Origin of the sequence: Microcystis sp. T1-4, from assembly GCF_000297435.1 — a bacterium.
GTDB lineage: Bacteria > Cyanobacteriota > Cyanobacteriia > Cyanobacteriales > Microcystaceae > Microcystis.
In genome coordinates this window covers 1-19213 of the sequence record NZ_CAIP01000074.1, presented here as the reverse complement: position 1 = coordinate 19213, position 19213 = coordinate 1, and the positions used below count along the sequence as shown (strand labels likewise).

Annotated in this window: 26 protein-coding genes and 1 tRNA gene; 23 read left to right on the top strand and 4 right to left on the bottom strand. The window is 41.5% G+C overall.

All coding sequences use genetic code 11. The features are described from left to right. The first annotated feature begins 99 nt into the window (after window positions 1-99). Window positions 100-774 carry a PEP-CTERM sorting domain-containing protein gene (locus MICAI_RS04075; protein ID WP_008198154.1) on the top strand — a complete coding sequence of 225 codons (675 nt, stop codon included), beginning with the start codon at window positions 100-102 and terminating at the stop codon, window positions 772-774. Window positions 775-1187: 413 nt separating this feature from the next. Further along, entirely contained in the window at window positions 1188-1439 is a 252-nt protein-coding gene (locus MICAI_RS04070) for a hypothetical protein (protein ID WP_008198153.1), read from the top strand. Window positions 1440-1685: 246 nt separating this feature from the next. On the opposite strand, the gene MICAI_RS04065 is transcribed toward MICAI_RS04070, so the two are convergent. Further along, window positions 1686-3227: an NAD(P)H-quinone oxidoreductase subunit N gene (locus MICAI_RS04065; RefSeq protein ID WP_008198151.1), complete on the bottom strand. Its 1542-nt coding sequence runs from the start codon at window positions 3225-3227 to the stop codon at window positions 1686-1688. Between the two features lie 515 nt (window positions 3228-3742). On the opposite strand from MICAI_RS04065, the gene pipX reads away from it, so the two are divergent. The 4 genes from pipX to proC all read left to right on the top strand — a co-directional run bounded on the left by pipX (window position 3743) and on the right by proC (window position 6523). After that, entirely contained in the window at window positions 3743-4015 is a 273-nt protein-coding gene (pipX, locus tag MICAI_RS04060) for a transcriptional coactivator PipX (protein ID WP_008198149.1), read from the top strand. A gap of 3 nt (window positions 4016-4018) precedes the next feature. Then, complete coding sequence (locus MICAI_RS04055) at window positions 4019-4678, top strand: YggS family pyridoxal phosphate-dependent enzyme (RefSeq protein WP_008198147.1); 660 nt, start codon at window positions 4019-4021, stop codon at window positions 4676-4678. A 362-nt stretch (window positions 4679-5040) separates the two neighbouring features. Then, a complete protein-coding gene (locus MICAI_RS04050) occupies window positions 5041-5613 on the top strand; it encodes a cell division protein SepF (protein WP_008198144.1) in 573 nt (190 codons plus the stop codon). A gap of 97 nt (window positions 5614-5710) precedes the next feature. Further along, the gene (gene proC / locus MICAI_RS04045) at window positions 5711-6523 is read left to right on the top strand and encodes a pyrroline-5-carboxylate reductase (protein WP_008198142.1); all 813 of its coding nucleotides are present in this window, start codon (window positions 5711-5713) and stop codon (window positions 6521-6523) included. Here the strand turns inward: proC and MICAI_RS04040 are convergent. After that, window positions 6500-8287: a 6-pyruvoyl-tetrahydropterin synthase-related protein gene (locus MICAI_RS04040; protein WP_008198140.1), complete on the bottom strand. Its 1788-nt coding sequence runs from the start codon at window positions 8285-8287 to the stop codon at window positions 6500-6502. The genes proC and MICAI_RS04040 overlap by 24 nt on opposite strands. Before the next feature lie 354 nt (window positions 8288-8641). After that, the gene (locus MICAI_RS04035) at window positions 8642-9163 is read right to left on the bottom strand and encodes a metal-binding protein (protein WP_008198137.1); all 522 of its coding nucleotides are present in this window, start codon (window positions 9161-9163) and stop codon (window positions 8642-8644) included. Window positions 9164-9244: 81 nt separating this feature from the next. Here MICAI_RS04035 and MICAI_RS04030 point away from each other — a divergent pair. From MICAI_RS04030 to MICAI_RS04020, 3 genes are all read left to right on the top strand, one after another. After that, window positions 9245-9316 (top strand) — tRNA-Val (locus tag MICAI_RS04030). Between the two features lie 157 nt (window positions 9317-9473). Further along, a complete protein-coding gene (locus MICAI_RS04025) occupies window positions 9474-9821 on the top strand; it encodes a YkgJ family cysteine cluster protein (RefSeq protein ID WP_002800396.1) in 348 nt (115 codons plus the stop codon). A gap of 189 nt (window positions 9822-10010) precedes the next feature. Beyond that, window positions 10011-11435, top strand: a complete 1425-nt coding sequence (locus MICAI_RS04020) for an AAA-like domain-containing protein (RefSeq protein ID WP_039899573.1) — start codon at window positions 10011-10013, stop codon at window positions 11433-11435. A 371-nt stretch (window positions 11436-11806) separates the two neighbouring features. Here MICAI_RS04020 and MICAI_RS04015 read toward each other — a convergent pair whose 3' ends face one another. Beyond that, complete coding sequence (locus MICAI_RS04015) at window positions 11807-12037, bottom strand: hypothetical protein (RefSeq protein ID WP_008198130.1); 231 nt, start codon at window positions 12035-12037, stop codon at window positions 11807-11809. Window positions 12038-12189: 152 nt separating this feature from the next. On the opposite strand from MICAI_RS04015, the gene MICAI_RS27515 reads away from it, so the two are divergent. The 14 genes from MICAI_RS27515 to MICAI_RS23070 all read left to right on the top strand — a co-directional run bounded on the left by MICAI_RS27515 (window position 12190) and on the right by MICAI_RS23070 (window position 19175). Continuing rightward, entirely contained in the window at window positions 12190-12312 is a 123-nt protein-coding gene (locus MICAI_RS27515; protein WP_002762935.1) for a hypothetical protein, read from the top strand. A gap of 11 nt (window positions 12313-12323) precedes the next feature. After that, the gene (locus tag MICAI_RS04010; RefSeq protein ID WP_002796305.1) at window positions 12324-12644 is read left to right on the top strand and encodes a hypothetical protein; all 321 of its coding nucleotides are present in this window, start codon (window positions 12324-12326) and stop codon (window positions 12642-12644) included. A gap of 197 nt (window positions 12645-12841) precedes the next feature. Beyond that, a complete protein-coding gene (locus MICAI_RS22435) occupies window positions 12842-14761 on the top strand; it encodes a serine/threonine-protein kinase (RefSeq protein ID WP_008198125.1) in 1920 nt (639 codons plus the stop codon). 589 nt (window positions 14762-15350) lie between these two features. Then, window positions 15351-15743, top strand: coding sequence for a type II toxin-antitoxin system RelE/ParE family toxin (locus tag MICAI_RS04000; RefSeq protein WP_002775262.1), 393 nt, complete (start codon window positions 15351-15353; stop codon window positions 15741-15743). Next, window positions 15736-16032 carry a helix-turn-helix domain-containing protein gene (locus MICAI_RS03995; RefSeq protein WP_002731911.1) on the top strand — a complete coding sequence of 99 codons (297 nt, stop codon included), beginning with the start codon at window positions 15736-15738 and terminating at the stop codon, window positions 16030-16032. The genes MICAI_RS04000 and MICAI_RS03995 overlap by 8 nt, the downstream gene beginning before the upstream one ends. Window positions 16033-16115: 83 nt before the next feature. After that, a complete protein-coding gene (locus MICAI_RS26255; protein ID WP_198285279.1) occupies window positions 16116-16253 on the top strand; it encodes a hypothetical protein in 138 nt (45 codons plus the stop codon). A gap of 223 nt (window positions 16254-16476) precedes the next feature. Beyond that, complete coding sequence (locus tag MICAI_RS03985) at window positions 16477-16851, top strand: type II toxin-antitoxin system RelE/ParE family toxin (protein ID WP_008198114.1); 375 nt, start codon at window positions 16477-16479, stop codon at window positions 16849-16851. Next, entirely contained in the window at window positions 16848-17153 is a 306-nt protein-coding gene (locus MICAI_RS03980; RefSeq protein ID WP_002793555.1) for a hypothetical protein, read from the top strand. Before MICAI_RS03985 ends, MICAI_RS03980 begins: the two co-directional genes overlap by 4 nt. A 56-nt stretch (window positions 17154-17209) precedes the next feature. Next, the gene (locus MICAI_RS03975) at window positions 17210-17452 is read left to right on the top strand and encodes a hypothetical protein (protein ID WP_081504649.1); all 243 of its coding nucleotides are present in this window, start codon (window positions 17210-17212) and stop codon (window positions 17450-17452) included. Then, window positions 17439-17864 carry a type II toxin-antitoxin system VapC family toxin gene (locus MICAI_RS03970; RefSeq protein ID WP_008198109.1) on the top strand — a complete coding sequence of 142 codons (426 nt, stop codon included), beginning with the start codon at window positions 17439-17441 and terminating at the stop codon, window positions 17862-17864. Before MICAI_RS03975 ends, MICAI_RS03970 begins: the two co-directional genes overlap by 14 nt. 209 nt (window positions 17865-18073) lie before the next feature. Beyond that, window positions 18074-18334, top strand: coding sequence for a DUF4258 domain-containing protein (locus MICAI_RS03965; protein WP_008198107.1), 261 nt, complete (start codon window positions 18074-18076; stop codon window positions 18332-18334). Continuing rightward, window positions 18321-18518 (top strand): DUF2283 domain-containing protein, encoded by a 198-nt coding sequence (locus MICAI_RS03960; protein ID WP_008198105.1) that lies wholly within the window; start codon window positions 18321-18323, stop codon window positions 18516-18518. Before MICAI_RS03965 ends, MICAI_RS03960 begins: the two co-directional genes overlap by 14 nt. A 296-nt stretch (window positions 18519-18814) precedes the next feature. Then, a complete protein-coding gene (gene vap15, locus MICAI_RS03955; protein WP_002762933.1) occupies window positions 18815-19051 on the top strand; it encodes a type II toxin-antitoxin system VapB15 family antitoxin in 237 nt (78 codons plus the stop codon). Continuing rightward, a complete protein-coding gene (locus tag MICAI_RS23070; protein WP_008198101.1) occupies window positions 19029-19175 on the top strand; it encodes a putative toxin-antitoxin system toxin component, PIN family in 147 nt (48 codons plus the stop codon). The genes vap15 and MICAI_RS23070 overlap by 23 nt, the downstream gene beginning before the upstream one ends. The last annotated feature ends 38 nt before the right edge of the window (window positions 19176-19213 follow it).

Below are 19213 nucleotides of genomic sequence, written 5' to 3'. Positions count from 1 at the left end.
TATTTCTTCCGTCTGCCTGTTGTCTTGGGTTAGGCTGTTGCTTGACCAAGCTGCGAGCAAGACGATAGTTGCCTCTATTCACCCGTTTGCTCAATCAAGATGATTAAAAACCGATTAATTCCCACCCTAGCTTTAGCTGGCGCAACTTCTCTCGCTGCTATGCTCACTCCTGTGGCGGCAACGGCCGTTACTTTTACTGTTAACCGCAGTTGGAGTAATGGTAGTAATAACGCTTCTTTGGTGGGAACCGTAGATGTGCCAATAGGTAGCTATACTATCAACTCAACTGGTACCCCCAATCCCTTTACCAACGTTAACCTTACCTTGACAGTTAATGGTAATCCTTTTACTTTAGATACTGTCGTCATTCCTAGTGGCAGTATCAACGGAACAGGGCAATTTTTGGTTAATGCCACATCTTCAACGTTAACTTTTAATACAAACGCTTCTGGTTCTAACGCGGCCAGAGTAAGGTTTCAGAACTCAGGAAATCCGTTCGGCAACAGGCAGTATGAAATCGGTACTTTCATTGACAAGTCAACTTTTCAGCCTGTGAATCTTGAAGGTTCAATCTCTTCACCTGGTTTCACCGAGGTTGTAGCTTCAGTATCTTTACCCGTAACTTTTGGGATAGCACAAACAGCACAACAAGTACCTGAACCCGCCTCCCTCTTTGGTCTTGGAGTTCTCGGTACTCTCGGCGCAGCTTCAACCCTCAAGCGCAAACTAAAGCCATCCAAATCAGCCGAAAAAGAAACCACAAAAGTTGGCTAAATTGCTTATAAAAATACCATAAATGCCCCTTCAATTAGCCAGTTGAGGGGGGTTTATTTTTAGTCCATGTTTCTATTTAGGGTTTGCTGAATAAATGTGAAATATAGACGAGGTAAGGGTTTTAGTGTCCTGTTTTGCTCTCACAGGTGCAAGATTTTGAGAGAATCGTGGTTCAAAACCTTGCGTCTTCATCGGCCCGCGTCCTGTAGGGGCGAAGCATTCGGGCAATAACCTATCGGTGAAACCGTAGATTTTCTATCCGAATGCTTCGCCCGTACTTTTTCAGCAAGCCCTATTCATTGATTTTTTTGATCCAATGGCAACTTTTACATCAATAGGGTCAAATTCAATGAGTATGGTGATTTCGTGCTACAATAGAGGTCTGTTAAAAGTAAAAAGAACAATCAATTACCATGAATAGCAAGACAGAAATCACTATTCAAGTTCCTTTAGAAATTGCTAGATATTACGCTAAAATTAAACCCAATGACCGAGCAAACATAGAAAACAAATTAACTGAAACTATTCAATTAGAATTAGAAAAATATCGTCAAAAAGCAGCGGCGAGATTATCAACAGTTATGGATCAAGCTAGTGATGAAGCAGAAGCTAACGGATTAACTCCAGATATTTTAGCCTCTATTTTAGAACAAGATGAGAGTTAATCACATTATTAAAAACCGATGGCTCTCTTATTCTTTGTGTGATCAGTTTAACTTACTATAGAAGGGATCAATCTTTGTGTCCTCTGTGCCTCTGTGGTTCCTTCCACTCGCTCGCCCGCAGGACTGTATCTTAGAATACATTTTACCCACCAAACCGAAGAGAGCCAACGGATTTGGTATAAGGTGGTTGATTTATCCCAACCTTAAGACAGGACTAGAATAGCTAGGATAAATCAACAGGGATTCTCAATTCGCCTGGGAAATGTGCGTCGCCAGGGCCGCCGATTGTAGGATGGGGGTAGTGGTGACGGAATCCGTCGCTAGGGTAAAGAGAGGATTGGAAAGGATACCAGCTAGGGAAGTCGCCACTAGGGAGAGGACAATACCCACCTGTAGGGGACGCATCCCGGTAAGAGTCCAATTGATAACGGGGTAATTTTTCACCGCATCGGACATCTCTTGGGGTTCCTTAACCACCATCATTTTGACCACACGGATATAGTAGTAAATCGAGGCCACACTGGTGACTAAACCAACGAGGACGAGGGCATAAAGTCCCGCTTGCCAACCGGCCCAGAATAGATAAATCTTACCAAAGAAGCCCGCTAGAGGTGGAATTCCCCCCAAAGAGAGGAGACAGATGCTTAAACAGAGGGTTAGGAGCGGATCTTTCTGGTAGAGTCCCGAATACTCAGCGATCTGATCGGTTCCGGTTCTCAGAGCAAAGAGAATCACACAGGCAAAAGCCCCTAGGTTCATGAACAGGTAAATTAACAGATAGAAAATCATGCTAGAGTAACCCGCGTCAGTACCGGCGGTTAAACCAATCATGACAAAACCCGCCTGACCGATCGAGGAATAGGCTAACATCCGTTTCATGCTAGTTTGGGCCAAGGCGACCACGTTGCCGAGGATCATACTCAAAATTGCTAGAGCGATAAAGATAAACCGCCATTGTTCGCTGACTAGACCGAAAACCGTCACTAAGAGGCGAATTGCTAGGGCAAAACCGGCCGCTTTGGAACCCACCGAGAGGAAAGCCACCACGGGAGTGGGTGAACCTTCGTACACATCAGGGGTCCATTGGTGAAAGGGAACCGCCGAAATTTTGAAGGCGATACCGGCAATCACAAACACTAATGCGATCGCTAAGGCCAAGGACTGACCACCGTTAACAGCGGTTAATTTTTGGGCAATGGCACTTAAACTGGTTTCACCTCCGGATAAACCGTAGAGAAGGGAAACACCATAGAGGAAAATCGCCGAACTAGAAGCTCCAATTAACAGGTATTTTAAGGCGGCCTCGTTCGATCGAGGATCCCGCTTCATGTAACCGGTCATTAGATAGGAGGAAATACTGAGCATTTCTAGGGAGATGAAGATCATCACCAATTCACTAGCGCCAGATAGGAACATTCCCCCGAGGGTCGCGGTGAGCATAATGGCTAAAAATTCCGCTAGGGAGGTTCCCGCTTGTTCCACATAACGGATAGACATCAGCACTGTGGAGGCGGTAGAAAGAGCAATAATCGCCCTAAAGACGATACTGAGATTATCGCCCTCAAAAGCCCCTAAAAAGGCCACTGGTTTCGGATTGTCCCAGGCAAAATAGAGAGCAACCACAGCAGCGAGCAGACCAGCGATCGCCGCGTAGGGCAGCCAACTTCTGGCACTCCGTCCCAAGATCAAATCGCCGATTAAAATCACCATCAGGGTGATAATCAGGATTCCTTCGGGCCAGATAGCGCCGGCGTTTAGCTGACTGGCAACAAGACTAGAAAAATCCATATTGATTGAGGTTAAAGGAATTTGAAGTTAAAAAAGGCTTAATACAAGCTTAGGGCATTTGATCAGCGATTCAGTGATCAGTTATCAGTGATCAGTTATCAGATGTGAGTTTTCACGGCACTGATCGCCGCTATCGGGTCAAAATATCTAAAAAACCAGATAAATTTGAGATAATCTTAGCTTTTATGGGTATTGTAGTTGTCTCTTGTCTTTTTCCTCCTCGTGTCTCCGAGTCTCGGAGTCTCCTCACCTAACGGAAAATCTTTGATTTTTGCAGCAGAGCTAATTTCTGATGGTGACAAGTTGTCACCGAGATGTATCCACGTTAACAGGGAAAAAGTGAAAACTCAGGAAATCATGACATAGACTGGCATCGTTAGTTGTCATTGAAGGATTCTGGTAAAATTAGACTAGGGAAACCCCCGAAAAATCAATTGTTTTTGAGCCATCCGCTTGATTTTTTCGTTGAAAAATTTTTTAGTTCGCTCCATCCTTTTCCTTTAGCGATCGCTTGAATGAGTAACGAAACCTATCTCAATCATCCCACTTTCGGTCTACTATACAGAGTCTGTCTATTAGAAGAACATCAGGAATTATTTACCACTCTTTATGCCCAACGTCTTTTTTTTCTGGTGACGGTGGGTCCGAAAAAAGTCTCGTTCGATCCGATTAGTCGTTCCGATGCTCGTCTTTTAGTGGAAAACCGGCTGCGGAATTTGCGCCGGGGCAGTAATGTGCAAGAATTTAACAGTCTCAACCAAACTTATCAACAAACCTTTTCAGTCTAGTTCATGACGATCGCTAGTCGCATCGAGTCAATCCGTCTTACCCTACCCCCCTCCGCGCGCCTGATTGCCGTCAGTAAACAGGTATCGAGTGATTATATCCGTCAAGCTTACCGGGCAGGAGTGAGAGATTTTGCCGAAAGTAAGCTACAGGAAGCAATCTCGAAGCAGCAAGAACTAAAAGACCTGCCAGATATTTCTTGGCACTTTATCGGGCATCTACAGGCAAATAAAGCCCGCAAAGTTCTAGAATCTTTTGATTTAATCCATTCCCTCGATAGTTTAAAATTAGCCCAAAGACTCGATCGCCTGGCCTCAGAATTAGAGATTAATCCCCAAGTTTTGCTACAGGTGAAAGTTGTCCCCGATCCCGATAAGTTCGGTTGGGACACGGACGAACTCATAGCAGATATTCCCGCTTTAGTCAACTGTAAACAGCTAAAAATTCAGGGTTTGATGACAATTCTGCCCCAAGGATTATCCGACGGGGAAAAGTTAGCCGCCTTTGAAAAAACTGGCGATTTAGCCCAAATAATCGAGAATAGCTCTAGTTTATGCCTGCCGCATCTATCCATGGGGATGTCTAACGATTATCCTCTGGCAATCAAGGCCGGAGCCACTTTGATCCGGGTGGGAACTGGCATCTTTGGTGATCGCATTTACTGAACCATCTGCGTAAATTTACAGAAAAAACCTCTAGAAATTTTAATAATTGGTGACAATATATCTTAGAATTACAGCGTCTAGTCTAGAAGTTGCTGGTTAGAAATGAGGAATTGACTTTTTCCCAATCCCTAAAAACTATCCCCTGATAACTGATAACTGATAATTGATAACTGAAAAGAGGGAACTAACCGCTGCCCCCAGACGACTAGAAGGAAAAATTTAGTTCCATCCACTAGATGGATGCCCCCTTAACAAAACAGTTCTCCTGTACCAAGTGAGAGCCAAAATTGTTAAGGGTAACTAAAACAACCCCGACTCTGGCCAAGACCACCCAAAAAAATCTTTTGAAGGACACTTAGACTGTGAACAACATTTTTACCAAACTCAAAGATTTTGTCGGTATCTCCGAACAACCGGAAGACGAAGACGAAACCGACTACGAAGAAATGAACTGGGAAAAGTCTTCCCCCCAAGATAGGGGTCAAAACGAAGAAGAAGATCCCCTCAATCGTCGTCAACGCGAACCTTTAAATCTCAGTACAGCCACATCTATGGGACTCAACAGAAGCAACGTGATCGGTATGCCAGGTATTAACAACAATAATGCAGAAGTGGTCGTGATCGAGCCCCATTCCTTCGAGGAAATGCCCCAAGTTATCCAAACCCTGAGAGAACGCAAATCGGTGGTTTTAAACCTCAACGTCATGGATCCCGAAGAAGCACAAAGAGCCGTGGATTTTGTCGCCGGTGGCACTTATGCGATTGATGGTCATCAAGAACGCATCGGTGAGAGTATTTTCCTATTTACCCCCAGCTGCGTTAAAGTTAGCACCCTTTCCGGAACTATTCACGATATCACCGATAACCCGAAAATAGCTCGTCCCGTTTCCTCCACACCTGCTTGGGGAGTCGAAAGCAGTCGATTAGCTCAATGAATCCTCCCATAGTCCTCTCGTCAAGTTTGTCGAAGCTAGAAATCGATCGATTCTCGAGAGGATTCACTCTTTTTTACTTTTTACTTTCAATAATACTGTGTCTATTCGTTTAGGAATTATTGGCGGTGGAGTGATGGCCGAGGCCATTCTCAGCCGTTTATTAAAAAAAAATATTTATAGTCCGGAAACGGTGTTAGTCAGTGAACCCCAACCCCAACGGCGCAACTTTTGGGTTAATACCTACGGAGTGCAAGTCAGTGAGGATAACCGGGAAGCCGCCAGAGCAACTGAGGTGTTAATCTTAGCGGTAAAACCGCAAATTTTAGAGCAAGTAGTCAATAGCTTGCTGGGAATACCCGAAAAACCCCTAATTATCTCGATTTTAGCAGGAGTTACCCTCAATCGCTTAGAAATGGGCTTTCCCGATCGCCCCGTGATCCGGACGATGCCCAATACCCCCGCCACGGTGGGACAAGGGGTTACGGCAATCGCAGCCGGTCGTCATGCGGAACCGGAACATCTGGCCGTAGCCAGAGATATTTTTGCCGCGGTCGGTTCGGTGGTGGAAGTTCCCGAGGCTTTGATGGACGCGGTAACGGGATTATCGGGATCGGGCCCAGCATTTGTGGCCCTAATGGTGGAAGCTTTAAGTGATGGTGGTGTGGCGGCCGGATTACCGCGATCGATCGCGTCTCAATTGGCCCTAGAAACGGTTTTGGGGACGGCAACCCTATTAAAAGAATCGGCCATACATCCGGGGGAATTAAAGGATCGCGTCACTAGCCCCGGAGGAACCACGATTGCCGGGGTGAGACAATTGGAAAAAGGCTCTTTTCGATCGACTATTATCGAGGCAGTAGTGGCGGCCTATCATAGATCTAAAGATTTAGGGCGTAGTTCCGAAAAGTAAACCTTTTCGCCACAGAAATACACCGTAACCCAATAGCGTTAGGAAAGCACAAAAAGCGATCGCAGTGCCAGCGATCAGAGCATTTGTCCAACCGTAGGATAGCTGTAGGATATAACTACCTGGCGCTAACTTGACCAGTATAGTTCCATCCTTGCCCATTTCTAGGGGTTGGGGTTGACCATTAACGGTTAACTGCCAAGCGGGATAATGATAAAGACGGATTCGCAGGGTGGCAGCTTCTTGGACTTCTACCTTTAATTTTCGGTGATAACTTCCCCAATGTTCGACTTTCACTTGCCCCTGACCACTAACCAGGGAAAATCGCGGTTCTCCAATTTGGGGAACCGGAAGGGGGGTATTGGCAGTTAAAGTTAAGGGTAGTCCCGAATCGGAATATCTTTCCCGGACAAAATCTGGATAATTGCCCGATGCTGGCAATAAGGGGCGGTACTCGGGAACGTCGATCAGTTTATCTGAGAAGGGATCGTTAAGAATAGTTTCTATCCAAGGACGGATAAAGACTTTGCCTTTGCCACCACTATGAAGGGCAGGATAAGCATAAGTGTTCTTGAGACCAGAACGCAGGTTAAAAAGAATAATCAAGGTAATGACAGTTAAACCCAAGAATTTCCAGAAATAACCTCCTCGTAGCAGTCCATCAATAGCCACACTGCACAGATAAGCACCGGCGAAGAATAATAATGACAGGAGCCTGTTGGGAGTTTCTAGCTTTTGCAGTGGTGGAATCGATTGCCAAATCCAATTTGACCCTGGACTGACCAAGAATAAAACTACTAGCATTACTGCTACGGCGTAGATAATATTTCTTTTTTGGGCTGCTGATGACCTCTGGCTCAGATAGGCGATGAGAGCGAGAGTAAACAAACAGAATAACTGTAAAAAAAGTTGATTACGAAAGTTTTGAGTCAATAAGTCTAAGAAATTGATATAATCACCCAAAAAGGCAAAGACGTAATTGATGTTGGTGAAGGGCTGTTCTAAAACTGCCGGCAGTAGGTAAAAAGCAGCCATCGCCAAACCTAAAGCCATAAATGTAAGAGTGACAAAAACTTGTCTGAAAGAATACCGTCGCCACAAAGATAAAGTATACAAACCTCCAGCGATCGCATAAATGAGCAAACTGGGTGTATGGGTTAAAGCGACCAGCATACAAAAGCAAGCCAGAGCAATTCGCCATGGCACCCGATGAATCGCTCTATCAATCACAAATAGACCGATAGGAATCCAAATTAGGGCAAATAGACTCGCTAATCCTCCACCATTGAGCAGACCGAAGACAAAGGGAGAGGTCATGTAAAAAACAGCACCTCCGAAAGCTGCTAAGGGATGCCACTGACTGCGACCATAGAGATAAAAGGCACTCCCGATCAGCAAAATCCCCAAAGAAAAAACCGTGCTAATCGCTTGTTCGCTATTGAGTCCAATTAGTTGGAAAAAAGAGGCAATGTAATAGACGAGAGGTGGATAGAACACAAAGGTGGGACTACCGTAACCGAAGTTAGTTCCTGCTAACCAGCGAGGATAGAAAATACCTTCTCTAATCTGTTCGGAAAAATGCTGAATCCAAGTAATATGCCAACGTAAATCGCCCAATCCATTTAGTCCATGACGGATCATGCGCGAATTAATGACAATTGTTGCCAGTAAGATTAAAACAATTGCCCCTACATCCCACCAATAGGTCGGTAAAAAAGGGGTTTTGCCAAACAATCGCCATTCCGATTTATATCCATTAGTTTCCATAATTTTATTCTCTCAAGTTTTGTTTATGCTATGCTTCGGTTTCCTAAAAGTCAAGCAGGCCATGATCTGTAGTTAACGATAGCCTAACAGTGCCAGACATTAAATCGAGATATAGCGTTTCCTAAGCTAGTGAGGTACACCTATTTTTCTTCCCTCTTTCCCTTTGCCTAAAACCCATAACTTTTGTAAGCTGTTAAGCATTTAAATTGCTTGTTGAGACGAGGCAAGAGGCAAGAGGCAAGAGGCAACAGTAAAGGGATTGGGGGAGATTCGGCTAATCTTAAGAATAAGTGCTTTAAATGCGTCTTAGCTTACCTCAGCAGACTGAAAAACGCTATAATTTTCAGCCTTGTCTTAACGTTTTTTGTTCCTCCCTTTTCGAGAACGTTTATAGGCCGATCCGATCCAATCACTACAACTATGACTCATCGCCCCTAATTCTAAACCCAGGAAAATAGCGATCGCTACCCGGGGATACTGTTGCAACCAAGTGATCGCTTGCTGCGGCCACAGTCGCCAATCCCAGTCTATACCCCAGAAACTTTGCAGGATCGGAATGATCACGATCGCCGCTAGTAAAAGAAAACTACCAAGATAAAATAACCGAAAAATTGTGCCGATCAATAAACCGTGGGATAACCAACCGCGATGACGGATCATGGAACGATAGGGTAGCCACAACCAGCGCAGATAACCCCAACGTTTGTACTGTACCGAGTGGATGTCAAGATCCGGTCCAAACAGAAATCCGCTAAACAAATAACTGGCCAACAGTAACAAGGTTAAGTTACCACTGCCACTGACCAAAAAACTCGCCCCCGCAATCGGTAGCAACAGAATTAGGGTAATGCGATCGTGAGTTCGACCAGAGGGCATCGGAAAAAAATTAACTCGCTCAAAAAAATAATATACTTTTTTGAAAATATGTGTTATACTGAGAAAGTGCGAAATTGATTCGGGCGTTTAGCTCAGTGGTAGAGCGCCTGCCTTACAAGCAGGATGCCGTAAGTTCGACCCTTACAACGCCCATTTTATTAGATTCTTGCCTCGTCAAGCTTTCACTCCCGATCGCTGGGTTAGATTAAAACTATTGAGGGGAATTGCTGCGGGAAGGCAAAATTGCGACTATTTGCTAGTAAGCTAGTCAGTAGGTACTAGGATTAATTCATCGCGGCACACCGGTTATATGGCCAATTGGAAATGTATTAAAAATTGTGGAGCTTGTTGTCAACTAAATCCCGATGAGCGTCCTGACTTAGAAGAATATCTGACTCCCGCACAATTAAGTCAATATCTCAGCATGGTTGGGGAAGAAGGTTGGTGTATACACTTTGATCGCCAAACCCGTCTCTGTACGATTTATGACCAGAGACCAGAATTTTGTCGTGTTCAACCCGATATTTTTGCCAAAATGTATCAAATTGAACCGGGAGAATTTGAGCAATTTGCGATCGATTGTTGTCATGAACACATTGAGGATCTTTATGGGGAAGATAGCCTAGAAATGAATAGCTATCGTCAGCAAGTAGGCTAAGATTTACCCCCATCCCAGAAATAACTCGGACGGGGAAGAAAATAAGTGGTCTGGTTATTTTTCCTAGCTTTTTGATGGCTAAACCAGTAAAATTACGGAATTGATTGTTTCCCTGTTGAGGAGAAGTCTATAGGAAACTCAAAACCTCTAGAGGTGCAGAGTTTGGGTTCAGGACAGGGAAAAAATATCATGGAAAAACCGGAAAAACAGCGCCGCAGACGCGGGGTTATCCTCACCACCACGGGACTAGAAAAATTACTTACTGCCAAACAAGAAGCGGAATATCGGGATAATTGCGGTCATCGCTTCACCCTAGAAGTCCTCAGCGAGAAAACTCTTTTAGGGGTAGATACTCTGATGAAGGTATTTGCTTGTGAATCAGGAGTGGATAAACAAACCCTGAAACATTGTTTTCAAGCTTTTAATTTAACTTTAGAAAATAGCGATTATTATCGTCCTAACTTACCAGAAACTAATACTATTAATCCTCAACTATTGCCTGAGTTACCAGAGGGACAAGTCCCCCTCGATTCCCCCTTTTATATTCACAGAAACAATCTAGAACAGACTTGTTATCAAGAGATCTTGCGCGGGGGTAGTCTGATCCGGATTAATGCGGCCAGAAAAATGGGAAAAACTTCCCTGATAACCAGAATTATTAATCATGCACAACAACAGCAATACCATACACTTTATTTCAGTTTTCGGTTAGCAGAAAGCTCAATTTTTCAAGATTTAAATCACTGGCTGCGTTGGCTTTGTGTTAGTATTAGTCGCCAGTTAGATTTAGACAATCATCTCCCACAGGATTGGGATGACTTCTTAGGGGGTAAAATTAACTGTAAAATCTATCTGGAAAAGCATATTCTCTCCCATCTTGATCGCCCTTTAGTGCTTGCCTTTGATGATCTTGAATATCTTTTACCCTATCCACAGCTAAGGGAAGAATTTTTTAGTATTCTGCACCTCTGGCACGAGGAAGGCAAAAACAAACCTCTCTGGCAAAAATTACGTTTAATTGTTGCCTATTCCCCTGCACAGGAGCTTGATAAAACCTCAGATATCTATCAATCTCCTTTTAGTCTTGGTTTACCGATCGAATTGCCTAATTTTACCAGCGCACAAGTACGAGAATTAAGTCAAATACAGGGATTAGATCAGAATTTTGACTGCGAAAAACTACGGATATTTCTAGGGGGTAATCCCTATTTAATTCGTCTTGCTTGCTATCATCTTGCTCGGGGTAATTGTAGCCTAGAAAGCATTTTGGCTACTTCTATCGGCGAGGAAAATAATATTTTTGCAGGCCATCTTAAACGTTTACTTTGGCATCTGCAATACTTAAAGGGCAATTTAGCGGCTATCTTTGCTAAGGTGGTGATGGCGGAAAAAGACATAGAAATTGATTTAATGGCGGCTTTTCACCTAGAAAGTCTCGGACTAATTCACCGACAAGGTAAGTTTTGCCGAGTCAGTTGTCCTCTCTACCGTCAATATTTTAGCGAATATTTCCGGCAACGTTCTGTTTTTTTGCCTCGAAAAACTTCTATCCTCGCCAAAAAAATTACGCTTGCTCGCTTTGATACTTCCGAAAAAAGTCGCTATGCCATCTAGTTTATCGAATGTCATTATGAGGGAGTGATACTAAATCCTGTTTAAAAAGTATAGGAGAGTGGCAAGGGGGTTTTTAAAGTTCGAGTGGAATAGGCTTGTAGTTCCTCTGTTTTACGAATAAAACTTTTCGTACTCATCATGATCGCCAATCCAAAACCAGGTCACTGTATCCCCTGACAGCACCCGCAAAGCTCGATGACTCTTCGTTACACGCACTGACCAAATATCTTCGTCGCTGTCAATACACTTAAAATTTAACGACGGATGAAACGGATTCTCTACCCATCACCGATATGCTTTCCTGGCTCCGGCTTTGACTGCTGGTTTCAAGTCGCGATACTTCTGCCAAAATGAGGGCAATGTCGCGGAATTCATAGCTGCTCATAATCCATCGGCGTGGACAAGCCTGCTGCAATCTCTTCTTTGGCTTTTCGGGCTGCTGCGACTAGATTATTCTTCGTCTGTTTAAACGACTGATCCCATCGTTTTTCTTCTTCAATTTCTGCAATATAAGCTCGAACATAATCTACTAACTGCTCTTGAAGCTCATCAGGCAGAGACTCAACCATCTTGATGATCGTGGTAATAGCAGGAGAGGGCATGGTATCTATCAGCGTAGTAGGTTTTCTCTATTCTACAACGTCCACCGCAAACCCAAAATGATATGATCTTTGTTTCCTCTGTGTCTGGAGTGGTTTTTATTAATGAGCCTTGCTCAAAACCAAACAATTCATAATTCAAGAGCGAGGTATTTATGGGTAAAGAAGAAGAAATACTTAAACAATGGCGAGAACTGACACCAGAAAAGCAACAAAAAGTTTTACAATTTGTTCAAACACTGAAATCTAAGTCAGAAACAACAGCACCACTTAATTAGGAGTCTAACCCATGAGCGGCCTCACCATCGAAACCGATTTAGGAAAAATCCTAGACCAGATTAATCAGAATCTTAAAGAGACCAATCAGAAGCTAGACGCGCTCCAGAAAGATGTCACAGAGATCAGGATTGTTCAAGTCAGATTCGAGGCCGAAGTAAAGGGAGATCTCAAGGCATTACAGGGAGAATTCAACACCTTACAAGGTGATCTAAAAGAGATTAAAGGCTCCCAGAAAGCCCAAATTTGGGCATTAATCACCATCTTGGCAACAGCAGTTATCGGAACTGTCATCCGCTTTGTCATCACTGTTCCCCCTGTTAGCAACCCCTAACTCCCACTGCCGCGGAACAGGCTTCTAGTTGCTGTTTGATATTCAGGTAGAATTAATGATAGAATTGGTGCGTTACGGCGGATTGTTAATTTTGGTTTTTTGACGGGATTTGTAACCGACTCAGGGAGCCTACACATCTTCTCTCAATGAGATCATCAATTTTTTTAGGTACTTAATCAAATTCCTCCAGATGATTTATGAGTATCCTCTACTGTCTCAATCCCGAATGTTCCCATCCTCAAAATCCGACTCATTATAGCTATTGTCAAGGATGTGGCGGAAATTTAAGCCAAACTAGCCAATCATATTCTTTTCATAGCCGTTATCTCATTGTCGGAGTATTAGGGGAAGGCGCATTCGGTAGAACTTATCAAGCTAAGGACTTGAATTTTAAGGAAAAACCCCGGGTTATTAAAAAATTTATCGCTCAAATGCAGGGAGCTGCTCTGGAGAAGTCTAAGGAGTTATTTCAAAGAGAAGCGGAAAAATTAGATGAATTAAAACACGAACAAATCCCCACCGTTTATGATTACTTCTCTCAGGGGAACTCCCTCTATTTAGTCCAAGAGTTTATTGAAGGAGAAACCCTGCTTCAAGAGTATCAAAGAGAAGGAAGATTTAGTGAACAGAAAATCAAGGAAATATTACAGCAATTATTACCAGTCCTTGTCTATCTCCATTCTAAAGGATTGATCCATCGTGACATCAAACCGGATAATCTGATGCGTCGTCGGAGTGACGGTAAATTGATGTTAATTGATTTTGGGGGAATTAAAGAGCAAACCTCCCAAATGGGGACAGGTTTATATACTCCGGGTTATGCTGCTTATGAACATATCATGGGCAGTGCAGTCGCCGCTAGTGATTTATATAGTTTAGCCGCTACCTGTGTCCGTTTATTAACAGGATGTTTCCCCCAAAGTAACAATAATTTGCCAGATCCAGTCTATGCTGTGAATCAGCGGCGATGGTTATGGCAATCGGTATTAAAATCGCAAAAAAGATCAATTAGTGATTTTTTAGCGAATCTCCTCAACAAGATGTTAGAAGATAAGTCTAGTCAGCGCTATCAATCAGCTTCAGAAGTTCTGACAGTGTTGAATAATCCTCCCTCAAGTAGATCTGTAGTACAACCTCCCCCCGTTTCACCTCCTCCTCAGAGAAAAATTAAGAATCCATCAGGAATAACTAGACGTAAATGGCTATATAACGGCATTGGGATGATTGTATTTGGGGGGGTGATCGGACTAGCAATTTACAGTATAGGCAATTATAATTTAGGAGATAATCAAGGGGCGATTGCGGATCAAAATCAAGCGATCAAACTCAATTCTGACGATGCTGTAGCCTACCATAATAATGGAGTTGATAAGTATAATTTAGGAGATAATCAAGGGGCTATCAAGGACTTTAATCAAGCAATTCAAATCAATCCTGACTATGCTAATGCCTACTATGATCGCGGAAGTGCTAAGTCTAATTTAGGAGATAAACTAGGAGCGATTGCAGACTACAATCAAGCGATTAAACTCAATCCTGATGATGCTGATGCCTACATTTCTCGCGGACTTGCTAAGTATAATTTAGGACATAATCAAGGGGCGATTGCGGACTACAATCAAGCGATTAAACTTAAACCTGACTATGCTAATACCTACTTTTGGCGCGGAGTTGCTAAGTCTCAATTAGGAGACAAACAAGGAGCGATCAAGGACTACAATCAAGCGATTAAACTCAATCCTGATGATGCTGATGTCTACAATAATCGCGGATGGGCTAAGTATAATTTAGGAGATAAACAAGGGGCGATCAAGGACTACAATCAAGCCATTAAACTCAATCCCGACTTTGCTTTTCCCTACAATAATCGCGGATGGGCTAAGTATAATTTAGGAGATAAGCAAGGCGCGATTGCCGACTACAATCAAGCAATTAAACTCAATCCTGACTTTGCTGTTCCCTACTATAATCGCGGTTTAATATACAAAGAATTAAATGACAATGAAAAGGCAATTAAGGATTTTCGCCAAGCATCCCAACTTCATCGACAACAAAATAATCAAACTTGGTATCAAAACTCTCTGGATAGACTAAAAGAATTAGGTGTTTCCAATTAAATTCTTGTAGGGAGTTAACACCGTTAAGTAGCTTGTAGGGTGTGTTAGGCGCATATTTAAAGGAGATTTGTTATAATTAAATTATGATTGCGCCGTAACGCACCATCTTAAGAAAATTGGTGCGTTACGCTATCACTAACGCACCCGACAAGAGCCGCCACTGTGTCTGGAGTGGTTTTTATTATGATTATTTAACTGCTACCGCATATCCCCCCGTAGCAATCTCTCCCTAGTAACAGGTTTCTAGTTCCTGTTTGATATTCAGGTAGAATGAATGATATAATTGGTGCGTGGGGCGTGGCTCTCTCGTGCAAAAGCTTGTTACCTGTAGAATATAACGATCTCAGGTTTTTTGTCAAGTCTAATTTGAGGGATTTTGCTCCCGTAAACATCAGCTTTTGGGGAACTCGATACTTAACGATGTTGATGTCTATTATCGCGGAATTTCTAAGTTTAATTTAGGAGATAAACAAGGGGCGATCGCATAATTCTTTTCAACGAGGTTATGAGCTATCCAGCAATTCGATACCCATCACCATCACCTGATTGCATTTATTGATTTTTCATCGCATACTATTTCAAAAGAAACGTGCCAAAGACAAAAATCATCTTTTATCAAGAAGCAGAAGGCATCTCACCCGTTGTTGAGTGGCTTCAGAAATTACTCAAAACTGATAAAAAAGGATTTGCCAAATGTATAACCAAAATCGAACAACTTGCCGCACAAGGTCATGAACTGCGCCGCCCTGCTGCCGATTATCTCAGAAATGATATCTGGGAGCTTAGAGCCAAACAGGGAACCATACAATATCGAATCCTCTATTTTTATCATGGTCAAAATATAGCAATTATTGGTCATGCTCTTATCAAAAAAACTTCCGCCGTTCCCTCACAAGACATCGAGAGAATTATCCAAAGAAAAGCACAATTTAAACAAAATCCAGAACTTCATACTTATCAAGGAGAAATAAACAATGCCTAAAACCACAGATGCCGTAAAAATCATTCACCAAATGATTGCAGACGATCCCACAATCAAAGAACAAATTGCCCTAGAATCCCTCAACTCAGAAATCGCACAATTGATTTATGACGCTCGTATGAATGCTGGATTAACTCAACAACAACTAGCCGACCTAATCCATGTTGAGCAATCCGTTATTGAAGATCTAGAAGACGCTGACTATCAAGACAATCCCCTAATAATGCTACAAAAAATTGCCACTGCCCTTAATCAACGAGTCAAAATGAGCCTTGTTAGTAGCTTGTAGGGTGCGTGTTTGCGCGTATTTAAAGGAGATTTGTTAATAATTAAACTATTACCGCGCCGTAACGCACCATCTTAAGAAAATTGGTGTGTTACGCTATCACTAACGCACCCGACAAGAGCCGCCACTGTGTCCTCTGTGTCCTCTGTGGTTTTTATTATGATTATTTAACTGCTACCGAATATCCCCCCCGCAGTAATCTCTCCCTAGTAACAGGTTTCTAGTTCCTGTTTGATATTCAGGTAGAATGAATGATATAATTGGTGCGTGGGGCGTGGCTCTCTCGTTTAAAAGCTTGTTACCTGTAGAATATAACGATCTCAGGTCTTTTGTCAAGTCTAATTTTAGGGGTTTTGCTCCCGTAAACATCAGCTTTTTGGGAACTCGATACTTGACACTATTTAATTTATCATTTGTTAGAAAACTCACATATATAAAAGCTTTAATATGCCAAAAATACAACTTATTTTTTACCAAGATGAAAGAGGTAATATACCAATTATAGAATGGCTTGATAGTCTTCCTGGCAAAGCTCAAAACAAATGCTTTATCAAATTACAAAGACTGGCAGAACTAGGATATGAATTACGCAGACCAGAAGCAGACTTTTTGCGGGACAAAATTTATGAATTGAGAGTTAATTTTAAAGGAATAAATTATAGAATTCTTTATTTCTTTTATAAAAACAAAGCTGTGGTCATTTCTCATGGTATAATTAAAGAAAAAGAAGTTCTACCACTGGAAATCGAGCAAGCAATTAAAAACACAGCTAAATTTGAAAAAAATCCCGAATTACACACCTATTTTCAGGAGTTGATATGAATACACACCAAACGACAGCCGATGGCTTACAAATTCTTTACCAACGTTATTATGCTAATAATCCAGAACGTCAATTAGAATTAGAAAAGGCTCGTATTGATGACGAAGTAGCCAGAAAAATATTTAAGATTAAGGAAACACATCATCTTTCAACAAAAGCTTTAGCAGAATTAATTAATACTGATGAATCTATTATTGAAGCCGTAGAAAATGCTGACTATGAAGGAAACTCTTTTTTGTTGCTAAATCTCATCGCTACAGCCCTAAAAATAAAGGTTAAATTTGAATTAGTTTCAGCCTAATTGTTTCAGTAATTTGCTACAATGAGAATAAGCTGTCGCGCATTTAAACAATGACAATGATAAACCTAGAAACAATTGAAGAAGATATTGCGTCCCTTCCCCCCGACGCACAACAGACTATTCTTGAACTTGTAGATATTCTCAAAAAACGATATTCTCCCAACCCACAGGAAATGAAAGAGCAGCGAACAGAAGATTGGTCTGACTTTATCGGTTGTATAGAGGCTGAACCAGACCTTTCGCAAAACTATAAAACCTATTTAACAAGTGAACTTAAGCAAAAATATGATCATTGTTGATACTGGTTTCTGGCTAGTCCTTGCTAATAAAAACGACTCACTTCACCCATTGGCAAAAAAACAATTCCAAAAATTCATCAATCAACAATTTATTACAACCTGGTGCGTTGTTACTGAAACTTGCTACTTACTACAAAAACGAGTGGGAATAGATGTCCCAAAAACCCTTATTCATAAAATCTCCACAGGAGAACTACAGGTATTCAACCTCAAAACTAAGCACTGCCAACGCATTGAAGAACTGATGCAAAAATATAGAGATTTGCCAATGGATTTAGCCGACGCATCTTTGGTTATTTTAGCAGAAGAATTAGGTTCAGGTCAAATTCTTTCCGTTGATTATCGAGATTTTAATACCTATCGTTGGAAAAATACGGAGCCATTTCAAAATCTTTTTCAAGAACAAATGTAATCCGGAACAGGCTTCTAGTTCCTGTGTTTGATATTCAGGTAGAATTAATGATATAATTGGTGCGTGGGGCGTGGCTCTCTCGTGCAAAAGCTTGTCACCTGTAGAATATAACGATCTCAGGTTTTTTATCAAGTCTAATTTTAGGGATTTTGCTCATGTAAACATCAGCTTTTCACAGAACTCGATAGATAAATTATGAATTATGAATTATGAAAGAGATTCGATTTAGCGATCATGCGAAATTTAAAATCGACATCCTTGCTAATCACGAACTAAATATTTCTCCAGAATTTATTATTGCTACGATTTGTAATCCTGATAAAATAGAAATATTGCCAGAATCCAAAGTCATCTTTCAAAGGAGATTAAATGAAAACTTAGTTCTACGAGTTATTTGTCGAGAATTTAGTGCTTTTATCTTGATCATTACTTTATACCCTGGAAGGACAAATAGATATGAAAAAGATTAAATACAGTAAAGATGTTGATATCCTGTTAATTGAGTTATCGGATAAACCTATCAGTTATGCAGAAGACAATGGACAGGTTATCTTGCACTATTCTAATGACGATATGCTAGTTCTTATCGAAGTCTTAGACTTCCGAAAATTTATTTCAGAAGACACCACTGCTGAATTGGTATCAATCTCCTAGCTTCTGTCGGTTAGATATATGAACTATGAAAGAGAAGATTAATGAGAAAAATTTATTAGTAATTAGAATTAGTTTTAGCTTAATTGTTTTAGTAATTTGCTGCAATGAGAATAAGCTGTCGCGCATTTAAACAATGACAATGATAAACCTAGAAACAATTCGCAAAGAGTAGTAATAGATGTCCCAAAAAGTTAATTATCAAAAAGAATAGAAGAAACAAATAGATATTCGGGAACGTTGTTTTGAGTATGCACTGCGAGCAATTAAACTTTATCAATAAACAATAATTTGAGAAAATGAACCAAAAAACTTACCAACTAACCTTAAACTTTGACCAGATTTTAGATTTGGTTAAACAACTCCCAGAAAGTGACAAAATAAAACTCAGTAAAGAACTCGAAAAAGAAACTTTAAATCAAAAATTAACCCAACTTTTAGAAACCTTTAAAACTGATGAGCTTTCCCTAGAGACAATTACCGAAGAAGTGGAGGAAGTTAGGGCTGAAATTTATGGACAACAAGCCACCGATTAAAGTTATTATTGATACTAACCTTTGGATTAGCTTTCTTATTGGTAAACAGTTAGCTGGTTTAAAATATCTACTGATTGAAAAAACTCTTGTGCCGATTTTTTCTCCACAGCTACTTATACTTTAGACGTTCATAATCTGAGATTTATTAAACTTCTGAAATCC